At 38.4% G+C, this 11,563-nt stretch carries 9 protein-coding genes; 8 read left to right on the forward strand and 1 reads right to left on the reverse strand.

Annotated elements, in window-relative coordinates:
- Window positions 1-306 precede the first annotated feature (306 nt).
- The 3 genes from glpK to glpD all read left to right on the forward strand — a co-directional run bounded on the left by glpK (window position 307) and on the right by glpD (window position 4,402).
- Entirely contained in the window at window positions 307-1,821 is a 1,515-nt protein-coding gene (gene glpK / locus A2003_RS11725; protein WP_286687415.1) for a glycerol kinase GlpK, read from the forward strand.
- 46 nt (window positions 1,822-1,867) lie between these two features.
- On the forward strand, window positions 1,868-2,626 hold the full coding sequence (locus A2003_RS11730; protein WP_004963376.1) for a DeoR/GlpR family DNA-binding transcription regulator: 759 nt from the start codon (window positions 1,868-1,870) through the stop codon (window positions 2,624-2,626).
- 255 nt (window positions 2,627-2,881) lie between these two features.
- A complete protein-coding gene (glpD, locus tag A2003_RS11735) occupies window positions 2,882-4,402 on the forward strand; it encodes a glycerol-3-phosphate dehydrogenase (protein ID WP_005402230.1) in 1,521 nt (506 codons plus the stop codon).
- An 85-nt stretch (window positions 4,403-4,487) separates the two neighbouring features.
- On the opposite strand, the gene A2003_RS11740 is transcribed toward glpD, so the two are convergent.
- Entirely contained in the window at window positions 4,488-6,317 is a 1,830-nt protein-coding gene (locus A2003_RS11740; RefSeq protein WP_004963370.1) for a phosphoenolpyruvate carboxykinase (GTP), read from the reverse strand.
- Between the two features lie 395 nt (window positions 6,318-6,712).
- Here A2003_RS11740 and A2003_RS11745 point away from each other — a divergent pair, with 395 nt between their 5' ends.
- The 5 genes from A2003_RS11745 to A2003_RS11765 all read left to right on the forward strand — a co-directional run bounded on the left by A2003_RS11745 (window position 6,713) and on the right by A2003_RS11765 (window position 11,457).
- On the forward strand, window positions 6,713-7,651 hold the full coding sequence (locus A2003_RS11745) for a diacylglycerol/lipid kinase family protein (RefSeq protein ID WP_004963368.1): 939 nt from the start codon (window positions 6,713-6,715) through the stop codon (window positions 7,649-7,651).
- Window positions 7,632-8,402, forward strand: coding sequence for a metallophosphoesterase family protein (locus A2003_RS11750; protein ID WP_286687416.1), 771 nt, complete (start codon window positions 7,632-7,634; stop codon window positions 8,400-8,402). The genes A2003_RS11745 and A2003_RS11750 overlap by 20 nt, the downstream gene beginning before the upstream one ends.
- A gap of 175 nt (window positions 8,403-8,577) precedes the next feature.
- On the forward strand, window positions 8,578-8,868 hold the full coding sequence (locus A2003_RS11755) for a co-chaperone GroES (RefSeq protein ID WP_000065579.1): 291 nt from the start codon (window positions 8,578-8,580) through the stop codon (window positions 8,866-8,868).
- A gap of 57 nt (window positions 8,869-8,925) precedes the next feature.
- Window positions 8,926-10,560: a chaperonin GroEL gene (gene groL / locus A2003_RS11760; protein ID WP_004956155.1), complete on the forward strand. Its 1,635-nt coding sequence runs from the start codon at window positions 8,926-8,928 to the stop codon at window positions 10,558-10,560.
- A gap of 225 nt (window positions 10,561-10,785) precedes the next feature.
- On the forward strand, window positions 10,786-11,457 hold the full coding sequence (locus A2003_RS11765) for a hypothetical protein (protein WP_233739054.1): 672 nt from the start codon (window positions 10,786-10,788) through the stop codon (window positions 11,455-11,457).
- Window positions 11,458-11,563 lie beyond the last annotated feature (106 nt).

Raw genomic sequence — 11,563 nt, forward strand, 5'->3', positions numbered from 1 at the left:
AAGACTACCGCTTACAATAACGAATAAATTAGTTTTTTTCATATCAATGGTCCTGTTATTTCTGTTTTTAAGTATCGCATAAAATCAGCTTTAAGTTGTTAGGATTCTTTAAAACCTACGCTATTCATCGCATATGGGTTCAAAGTTAAAGAAAGAATTTTCGTTTTCGAACAATTTTGCATATAATCTGCCAAGTTTTTTTATTTAATACAGAAGTCATTGCTTTATTGCAGTATCGAAGCCCGTTTTTTAACGGGCATTTAATTTGTTGCTCAAATAAATAAGGCAAGTCTGGATAGGTATGTCATGATCTCTACAGATAGTCAAAAAAAATATGTGGTTGCATTTGACCAAGGTACCACGAGTTCACGTGCGATCGTTTTGGATCACGATGCAAATGTAATCACGATCGCTCAACGTGAGTTTACTCAAATCTACCCACAACCAGGTTGGGTAGAGCATGATCCGATGGAGATATGGGCAACACAAAGTGCAGTCTGGGTTGAAGCACTTGCACAGGCAAGTATTTCAAGTGATCAAATCGCAGCGATTGGGATCACCAACCAACGTGAAACTACTGTAATTTGGGATAAAAAAACAGGTAAACCTATCTACAATGCGATTGTTTGGCAAAGTCGTCAAAGCAACGAAATTTGTAATCAGCTTCGTCAAGATGGTTGGCAAGACTATATTCGTAAAGTCACAGGGCTTGTAATTGATCCTTATTTTTCTGCAACAAAAATTAAGTGGATCCTAGATCGAGTAGAAGGTAGTCGTGAGCGTGCGGAGCGTGGTGAGCTTCTTTTCGGTACGATTGATACATGGTTGATTTGGAAACTTACCAATGGGCAAGCACATGTAACTGATTATACTAATGCTTCTCGCACTATGCTTTTCAACATTGAAACTTTGGTATGGGATGATAAGTTACTCGAAGCTTTAAATATTCCGAAAGCAATGTTGCCTGAGGTACGTAGTTCTTCGGAAGTGTACGGATATACACATACAATTAGTGGGCAAGAAGTTGGAATTCCAATTGCAGGTATTGCTGGTGATCAGCAAGCCGCATTATTTGGACAAATGTGCGTAGAAGTTGGACAAGCTAAAAATACTTATGGTACGGGTTGCTTCCTTTTAATGAACACGGGCAAGCGAATTGTTCAGTCTGAACATGGTTTACTTACAACAATTGCATGTGGTGCAAAAGGTGAAGTGAATTATGCATTGGAAGGTGCTGTGTTTAATGGTGGTTCATGTGTGCAATGGTTGCGTGATGAATTAAAAGCGATTAATGACTCACATGATTCTGAATACTACGCAACTAAAGTAAAAGACAGCAATGGGGTCTATGTTGTACCTGCGTTTACAGGTTTAGGTGCGCCATATTGGGACCCTACAGCACGCGGTGCGATTCTGGGTATTACACGCGGTGTGAGTATTGAGCATATTATTCGAGCAACTTTAGAATCGATTGCATATCAAACACGTGATGTTTTAGATGCAATGCAACAAGATTCGGGTGAGAAATTACGCACATTACGCGTTGATGGTGGCGTAACTGCAAACAATTTCTTGATGCAATTCCAAGCTGATATTTTAGGCACTTCAGTTGAACGACCTGCAATGAAAGAAACTACAGGTATGGGCGCTGCGTTTTTAGCTGGTTTAGCGGTCGGGTTTTGGTCTGATTTGAATGAATTAAAGAGTAGAATGACGATTGAGCGTAGTTTTACTCCTGAATGTACCCGCGACGAAACCGAAAAACTCTATAAAGGGTGGTTAAAAGCTGTTGGACGTACTCGTGATTGGGCAGAAGATTAGGGTAAAATAGCCGCCGAAGATATACAACAACACAGGATATATGAGCATGAGCTTGATACTACGCCAACAAAAAACCCTCGAATTAGTGAGAGAACGTGGCTATATAAGTATTGAAGAGCTTGCTCAATATTTTGATGTAACACCTCAAACGATTCGTCGTGATATCAACCAGCTTGCTGATGAAGGTTTGCTGCGTCGCTATCATGGCGGAGCGGCACATGATTCAACGGTGGAAAACACTGAATATACGACTCGTGTTGGCTACATGCTTGAAGAAAAAAGAACGATTGCGGCTGCTGTAGCAGCGGCTGTTCCAGACCATGCATCTTTATTTATTAATATTGGTACAACAACTGAAGCAATCGCTCATGCACTTTTAAATCATACTGGTTTAAAAATCATTACTAATAATCTTAATGTGGCTAAGATTTTGAGTAATAAGGAAGACTTTGAGGTCTTAATTGCGAGTGGTCGTGTTCGTCCTGATGGTGGGGTTATTGGTCAAGCTACGGCTGATTTTTTTAAACAATTTAAAGCTGATTATGCGTTGATTGGTATTAGTGGTATTGAAGAAGATGGAACGCTTCTTGATTTTGATTTTCAAGAAGTGTGTGTTTCTCAAGAAATTTTATCTAGTGCTAGGCAAGTGTTTTTAGCAGCCGACAGTAGTAAATTTGGTCGTAATGCCATGATCCGATTGGGATCACTCAAACAAGTTGATTGTATATTTACAGATCAGCAGCCTAATGAAGAATACATGAAGACAATCCGTGAATTGGATGTTGGTTTGATTGTCGCAAAATAAGTATTCATTTTCGAACATTGCGATGTACTATTTGAGCTAATTGATTTAGCTCAATATTTCTATTATTTAGTCTAAAAACTTTCAAAAAATCTTTTTTTGTTTAATACTTCAGCATTTTTCCTGTGATTTATAAATTTACCATTTATCTTTAAATGACTGCTGATTGGCATTTTTATGTCTATTTTTTATTGTTTATTTTCATTTGATGTGTTTTAATTTTCATTATTGAACAATAATGAAAATTTGCGGTGACATATGCAAACTTCTCCTCTGTTAAAAGACAAAATTTATGATATCGCTGTGATTGGTGGTGGTATCAATGGTGTAGGTATCGCTGCAGATGCAGCAGGACGTGGTTTGTCTGTGTTCTTATGCGAAAAAGATGATTTAGCAAGTCATACATCATCTGCAAGTAGCAAGCTCATTCATGGTGGATTGCGCTACCTCGAACATAAAGAATTCCGTCTCGTCCGTGAGGCATTGGCTGAGCGTGAAGTGTTATTGGCTAAAGCGCCGCATATCATTCGTCCAATGCGATTTATCATGCCGCATCGCCCACATTTACGTCCAGCATGGCTGATTCGAACAGGCCTATTTTTTTACGACCATTTAGGTAAACGTGAGAAATTATTGGGATCAAATAATGTCTATTTTAAAGATGATAGCCCACTAAATTCAGCAATTACTCGCGGTTTTGAATATTCTGATTGTGCGGTTGATGATTCACGTCTGGTTGTGTTAAATGCTATGCATGCACGTGAAAAAGGCGCTGATGTTGTTACTCGCACACGTTGTTTATCAGCTCAACGTGTAGAGGGTTATTGGGTTGTAGAACTAGAGAATGCACAAGGTTCATTTAAAATTAAAGCTAAAGCTTTAGTTAATGCTGCAGGTCCTTGGGTCGCACAATTCATCAAACAAGATTTAGAGCTCAAATCACCTTATGGCATTCGTTTGATTCAAGGTAGTCATATTGTTGTGCCGAAACTGTATGAAGGTGACAAAGCATTTATTATGCAAAATGATGACCGCCGTATTGTGTTTGCGATTCCGTATTTAGATCAATATACAATGATTGGTACGACTGATCGTGAATATCAGGGTGATCCATCAAAAGTACAAATTACGCAAGCAGAAACAGATTATTTGCTTGAAGTGAGTAATGCACATTTCAAAAAACAGCTTACTCAAGCTGATATTATTTGGACATTTGCTGGGGTTAGACCATTATGTGATGATGAGTCCGATAATCCTTCAGCCATTACACGAGACTATACCTTAGCTTTATCTCAAGAAACTCATGATCAGGCACCATTACTTTCTGTTTTTGGTGGAAAGTTAACGACTTATCGGAAATTGGCTGAGTCGGCTATGCAGCAGTTAAAAGCATTCTTCCCTGAAATGAAGGGGAGTTGGACTGCAACTGAGGCTTTACCTGGTGGCGAAAATATGGCATCTGCTGAACAATTAGTGAATGAGATTCGTGCACAAATTACAGATGTTTCTGAGAGCTTAGCAAAACGTTGGGCGACTTCTTATGGTTCGCGTATTTGGAATATCTTGGGCGAGGCTGTTTCAATTGATCAGCTTGGACTGAGTTTTGGACATGGATTATTTGCTAAAGAAGTGGATTACTTATGTCGATTTGAATGGGTAACAACTAGCGAAGATATTCTTTGGAGACGTTCTAAATTAGGATTGGTTTTTGCGCAAAATGAAATTGATCGCTTAGATGCCTATTTATCAAATAAGCCGAATCATATTGTAGCCGCTTAAATAGACTAATATAAAAAAGATCGCTGAAGCGATCTTTTTTATTATCCCTTGATCTCTCTTTATTAAAGGGAGGGAACTAAGGTAATTAAGCAGATTTAACAGCTGCTAATAATTCATTTTGACGATCTTTAAGTGCTTGTGGTAAACGATCACCAAGTTTAGTAAATAACTCAGTGTGGCTTTCAAGCTCTTTGATCCATTGGTCTTTGTCTTGTGCTGTAACAGTTTCGAATTGCTCTTTAGAGAAGTCGATACCTGTCCAGTTCAATTGTTCATAAGTTGGAACGTAACCAATAGGAGTTTCAGTTGCTTCAGCACGACCTTCACAACGATCAATGATCCACTCAAGAACACGCATGTTTTGACCGAAACCAGGCCATACGAAGTTGCCTTCAGCATCACGACGGAACCAGTTTACGTTGAAGATTTTTGGTAATTTATTACCTGCAGCTTCTGCTTTAGCACCCACTTCTTGACCAAGTTGTAACCAGTGACCGAAGTAATCAGCCATGTTATAACCTGCGAAAGGAAGCATCGCAAATGGATCACGACGAACAATACCTTGTTGACCAACAGCAGCAGCAGTTGTTTCTGAGCCCATAGTTGCAGCTTTATACACGCCATCAACCCAGTCAAATGCTTCAGAAACTAAAGGTACTGTGTCTGCGCGACGACCGCCGAAAATGAATGCAGAGATCGGTACACCTGCTGGATTTTCCCAGTCAGCGTCGATAGAAGGGCATTGACCTGCTGAAACTGTGAAACGTGCATTTGGATGTGCCGCTTTTTCACCAGCAACGTGTGGCTGACCTTTCCAGTTGGTAAGGTTTGATGGAACTTCTTTAGAAAGACCTTCCCACCAAACTTCACCGTCTTCAGTAACTGCAACGTTTGTATAGATTACATCTTTAGTTAATGTCGCCATACAGTTCGGGTTGGTTTTGGTGTTTGTACCAGGTGCAACACCGAAGAAACCAGCTTCTGGGTTGATTGCATATAAACGACCATCTTCACCTGGTTTAATCCAAGCAATATCGTCACCTACAGTCTCAATCTTCCAACCTTCATAACCAGCTGGTGGAATCAACATTGCAAAGTTAGTTTTACCACAAGCAGAAGGGAATGCCGCTGCGATGTAGTGTTTTTCACCTTGTGGGTTTGTTACGCCCAAAATAAGCATGTGCTCAGCTAACCAGCCTTGTTCACGACCCATTGCAGATGCAATACGTAAAGCTAAACATTTTTTACCAAGTAAAGCGTTACCACCATAACCAGAACCGTAAGACCAGATTTCACGAGTTTCTGGGTAATGCACGATATATTTTTCATTGTTACAAGGCCAAGCAACATCTTTTTGACCTTCTTTAAGTGGAGCAGCTACTGTATGTACACATGGGATGAATTCACCATCTGTACCTAACACGTCATAAACTGCTTTACCCATACGCGCCATTTTAGTCATGCTAACAGCAACGTAAGGTGAATCTGTTAATTCGATACCGATATGTGCAATGTGGCTACCTAATGGACCCATAGAGAAAGGAACCACATACATGGTACGGCCTTCCATTGAGCCATCAAATAAACCATTTAACTTTTCGCGCATTTCTGCAGGAGCAACCCAGTTATTCGTTGCACCAGCATCTTCTTGGTTTTGAGAGCAGATATAAGTGCGATCTTCAACACGAGCAACGTCAGAAGGGTCAGAATTTGCAAGGTAAGAACCAGGATGTTTTTCTTGGTTAAGTTTTTGCATGGTGCCGTTAGCGATCATCAAGTCGATCAGACGTTGATATTCTTCTTCGCTTCCGTCACACCATTCGATTTTTGCTGGTTTGGTTAGTTTTGCAATTTCTTCCACCCATGCAATAAGCTTAGGGTGACGAACGAATTCTGGTGCGTTCACTTGGGTCATGGTGATGCCTTTTTAAAGTGTGTACGACGTACAGTTCTATTCATTGGGTGACAATGAAAATAGATGAAGTAAAAAAAGTGGCTGTATTAAAGCACAAAATCGTAAAAAAAATAAGACTATCGGATCATATTCCCGATTAGTGAAAGAATGTATATTTTTTCATAAGTTATTGTTTTTGATGTTTTTGGTTATGGTTTTTGTTCGCATGTGATTTTTTTATGTGTGTTATTTTTATTATAAATACTTATTAAAAACAATAGTTTATGATTTTTAACTTTTCTTGAGAATTATTATTGATAAATTGAATAATCATCATCCGAATTTTACATAAACTAGCTTTTAATTGTTGTTTTTATAAACAAATATATTGGATATCGTCGTCAAGGCTGCAGTATATGAATCAAGAGTTACAGCCCTTATCTATTATTTATAATCAAAAGTCTGGATTTCATGCAGCTCAACAAGATGAAGTCTACGAGCGTTTGATGACATTTTGGACTCGATATGGTTTTGAGATTCAGGTATTTGAGCTAAATGCGAGAAATGATTTTGATGCGATGATGGAAACAGTATTACTAAGACATCAGCAATCAGAAAAAACTGGTGTTATTGTGGCTGCTGGGGGAGATGGTACTCTGAATGCTGTTGCAAAAAAATTAATGCACACTGATATTCCTATGGGAATTATTCCTTTAGGAACATTTAATTATGTTGCTCGTGTTTTAGAAATTCCAATTGATATTTTTAAAGCTGCCGAAGTGATCGCGACAGGTACTTATCGAGAAGTGCATATTGCAACTTTAAATGATCAGATCTATTTAAATAATGCAAGTTTAGGTTTATACCCATTGTTTATAAAAAAAAGAGAAACATTCAATCGACTTTTTGGTCGCTTCCCCTTACATGCTTATACATCCGCTTTAGATGTTTTATTGCGTGAGCATCAATCTTTGAAATTATCGATTAGTATTGATGAAAAAAAATATCCAGTTAAAACACCTTTGATTTTTTTTGGAAATAATCAATTGCAGCTCTGTGATATGAAATTAAGAATTGCAGAATGTGCTGCAAATGGAAAACTGGCTGGTGTTTTGGTGGCTAAAAATGATCGATTGAGTTTATTAAGAATGTTATTTCAGTTTGTTCAAGGAAAAATTGATCAAGCATCTGATGTTTATTCATTTTGCGCAGAACATATTCAGGTTGAATCTAAAAAGAAAAAATTAACGGTTGCACTCGATGGTGAAATTGTCGAGTTGGAAACTCCTTTAAATTTCGCAGTAAAAAAATCAGCATTAAAAGTGATGGTTCCCCATGTTATTACACCTGTCTGACTTACATTTTGGAACTGAGCGTGAAGTTTGTATTCAGGCAATTCGTGATTTTTGTGAATTACACCGCCCAGAAGTTGTGATTGTCAGTGGAGATTTGACGCAAAGAGCGAGATTGAAACAGTTTTTTGATTGTCGACAATTTCTCGATTCCTTAGATTTGCCTTATTTGGTTGTTCCAGGCAACCATGATATTCCCTTGTTTCACGTATGGAATCGCTTTTTTTCACCATTTGTTCGTTATCAGGCATTTTTGGGTCGATTAGAAACGACACTAGAAACATCGAATTTCTATATTGTTGGGGTGAATAGCATACGTCGCCGCTATCATACACGCGGTCATGTATCACTAGAACAAATACATGAAGTAGCTGAAAAGCTAAGAAATGCTCCGAATAATAAAACCAAGCTCGTTGTTTTTCATCAACCTTTTTATACATTTCCTCATGATCATGGGGATAAAGATTGTCCTGTACTGGCGAAGATAGCGCTTGAACAATGGGGTAAGACAGGACTTTGGGGACTGTTACATGGACATTTGCATAAAGTCGCTATCCATGATTTGAATCAGGTGTTTAATTTGGGATTTGATCATTCAATTTATGACATTCATGCTGGAACAGCTATTTCTAATCGATTGCGTTTTGGCTTGTCTAACAGTTTTAATATAATTTCAGCAAATGGTAAAATCGAACATTATTGGTTTGATGAAAATGAAAAAAAATTTTTAAAATCAAATAGTGTCGATTTATGAGTCAATCATTTTTTTGTTGGATTAAAAAATCATCAAAAAAGTATAAATTTTTTTATTTTTACCCTTGAAGCCTTTTTTTTTAACCCCACAAATGTGGCATATCAAATTTTTTGTTCATTGCTACTGATTAGCAATGCAAATTAATCAAAAAAGACTAAGTCTGATGGAGTTAACTATGAGCAACATTCGTCCGTTACATGATCGTGTTGTGATTCGTCGCGTAGAAGAAGAAACCAAGACTGCTGGTGGTATTTTACTTCCAGGTTCTGCTGCTGAAAAACCTTCTCAAGGTGAAGTGATCGCAGTAGGTAATGGTCAAATCACTGACAATGGTGTGCGTGCTTTGGATGTTAAAGTTGGAGACAAAGTATTATTCGGTACTTATGCAGGTACAACTGTAAAAGTAAACGGTGAAGAACTCTTGATTATGAAAGAGTCAGATATCTTAGCTGTGCTTGAAGGCTAATCGACACATAACTCACATTTATTATCAGATAAAGTATTTAAAGATTCGGAGTTTAACATGTCAGCTAAAGACGTAAAATTTGGTGATTCAGCTCGCTCAAAAATGATTGCAGGTGTAAACGTACTTGCAGATGCGGTTAAAGTCACTTTAGGTCCTAAAGGTCGTAACGTTGTAATCGATCGTTCTTTCGGTGCACCTCACATCACTAAAGATGGTGTAACTGTTGCTAAAGAAATTTCTTTAAAAGACAAGTTTGAAAACATGGGTGCTCAACTTGTTCGTGAAGTTTCTTCAAAAACAAATGACATCGCGGGTGATGGTACAACGACTGCAACTGTACTTGCTCAAGCAATCTTAAATGAAGGGATCAAATCAGTAACTGCTGGTATGAACCCAATGGACTTAAAACGCGGTATTGATATTGCAGTTAAAACTGTTGTTGAGAACATCCGTGCAAATGCAAAGCCTGCTGATGATTTCAAAGCAATTGAACAAGTCGGTTCGATCTCTGCAAACTCTGATACTACTGTTGGTAAGCTTATCGCCCAAGCGATGGAAAAAGTAGGTAAAGAAGGCGTTATCACTGTAGAAGAAGGTTCTGGCTTCGAAGATGCATTAGATGTTGTAGAAGGTATGCAGTTCGACCGTGGTTATATCTCTCCATACTTCGCAAACAAACAAGATACTTTAACTGCTGAACTTGAAAATCCATTCATTCTTCTTGTTGATAAAAAAATCAGCAACATCCGTGAATTGATTTCTGTTTTAGAAGCTGTTGCTAAAACTGGTAAACCACTTCTTATCATCGCGGAAGATGTTGAAGGCGAAGCGCTTGCAACTCTTGTTGTCAACAACATGCGCGGTATTATCAAAGTATGTGCAGTTAAAGCACCTGGTTTTGGTGATCGTCGTAAAGCGATGCTTCAAGATATCGCAATCTTGACTGGCGCAACTGTAATCTCTGAAGAAGTAGGCATGTCTTTAGAACAAGCTTCTCTTCAAGATTTAGGTACTGCTCATAAAATCACAGTGTCTAAAGAAAACACAGTGATTGTTGATGGTGCCGGTAATGCTGAACAAATCGCTGAACGTGTTCAACAAATCCGTGCGCAGATCGAAGAGTCTACGTCTGAATATGACAAAGAAAAACTTCAAGAACGTGTTGCTAAATTAGCAGGCGGTGTTGCAGTGATTAAAATCGGTGCTGCAACTGAAGTTGAAATGAAAGAGAAGAAAGACCGCGTAGACGACGCACTTCACGCAACTCGTGCTGCAGTTGAAGAAGGTGTTGTTGCTGGTGGTGGTGTTGCTCTAGTACGTGCTGTTAATGTGTTAGAAGGTCTAAAAGGCGCTAACGAAGATCAAACAGCAGGTATTAATATTTTGCGTCGTGCAATCGAAGCCCCACTTCGTCAAATCGTTTCAAATGCTGGTGATGAACCATCAGTTGTAATTAACGCAGTGAAAGCAGGTGAAGGTAACTTTGGCTACAACGCTGCAACTGGTGAATACGGTGATATGTTAGAAATGGGTATCCTTGACCCAGCTAAAGTAACTCGTTCTGCATTAGAACATGCTGCTTCAGTTGCTGGTTTAATGTTGACTACAGAATGTATGATCACTGATATCCCAGAAGATAAACCAGCTGCTCCAGATATGGGCGGAATGGGTGGTATGGGCGGAATGATGTAATCACATTGTCGCTCATATTTAAAAAAATCCCTGCCTTGGCAGGGATTTTTTACGTTTGAAGTATAGAAAAATCACAATCAAAACGTTATTAATGATCTGACTTAAATAAATAACTTGATAAGTAAATTTTAAATAATTAAACGGTTTTAGGAGTAGAAAATGGTTCGGTTATCATTATTAATTCTTGGGTGTATGGCTTTAAGCTCGTAAGCCTACGCGGATACGATAAAAGATTCATTCCAAGGTGAGACTAAGGTTTTTTTGAATATTTATGGTTTTGCGGCGGACATAAATGGAATAATAGGTTATCAAGGGATTAACTATCAGTTAGATCAACCTTTTAAAGATACCCTAGAGGCGCTTGATCAAGCTTTGATTGGACATCTGGAAGTAACCAAAGGGAAGTGGGGGATTTATACTGATATTCAATATGTAAAGACTGAAGAAGAAAAGCAAGTTTATAATTACCCAATTGCATTATCGACCACTGTAAACTTAAGTAATGCAGGAATTTATTATCGTGCATTTGAACAATTTTCTGATGGTACAGGCTGGATCATTGAACCCACTCTAGGTGTGAATTATACAGATCTAGAGGGAACCTTAGATGCTTTGGGCAAAGGTGTTGCTGTTGAAAAACACTGGTTTGAATATTTTGGTGGGGCGCGGATACGTTACAACTCTACTTCTCCGTGGAATTTAGCAGCGCAATACACTCACGGTACCGAACAAACACAAATCGCTCAGGCTTATTTGGGATACCGTAAAGCTGTATTTTCAACCCCAGTAAATTTTAGAGTGGGTTATCGATACGTATCACAAGACTATTCTGATGGTAACTTTAAATGGGATACCGTACAAAAAGGTCCTGTCGTTGGTCTAGGATTCGGATTTTAATTTAGAATCAAATGACTAGGGTGTGTTGACACTTTTAGCTTAAAAAAATAGCGAAGTAGTAAAATCAAATCGCCAAACCCAATTTTACTATTCGCTATGCCTCGTA

Origin of the sequence: Acinetobacter sp. GWC1_38_13 (assembly GCF_001767535.1) — a bacterium.
Classification (GTDB): Bacteria; Pseudomonadota; Gammaproteobacteria; order Pseudomonadales; family Moraxellaceae; genus Acinetobacter; species Acinetobacter junii.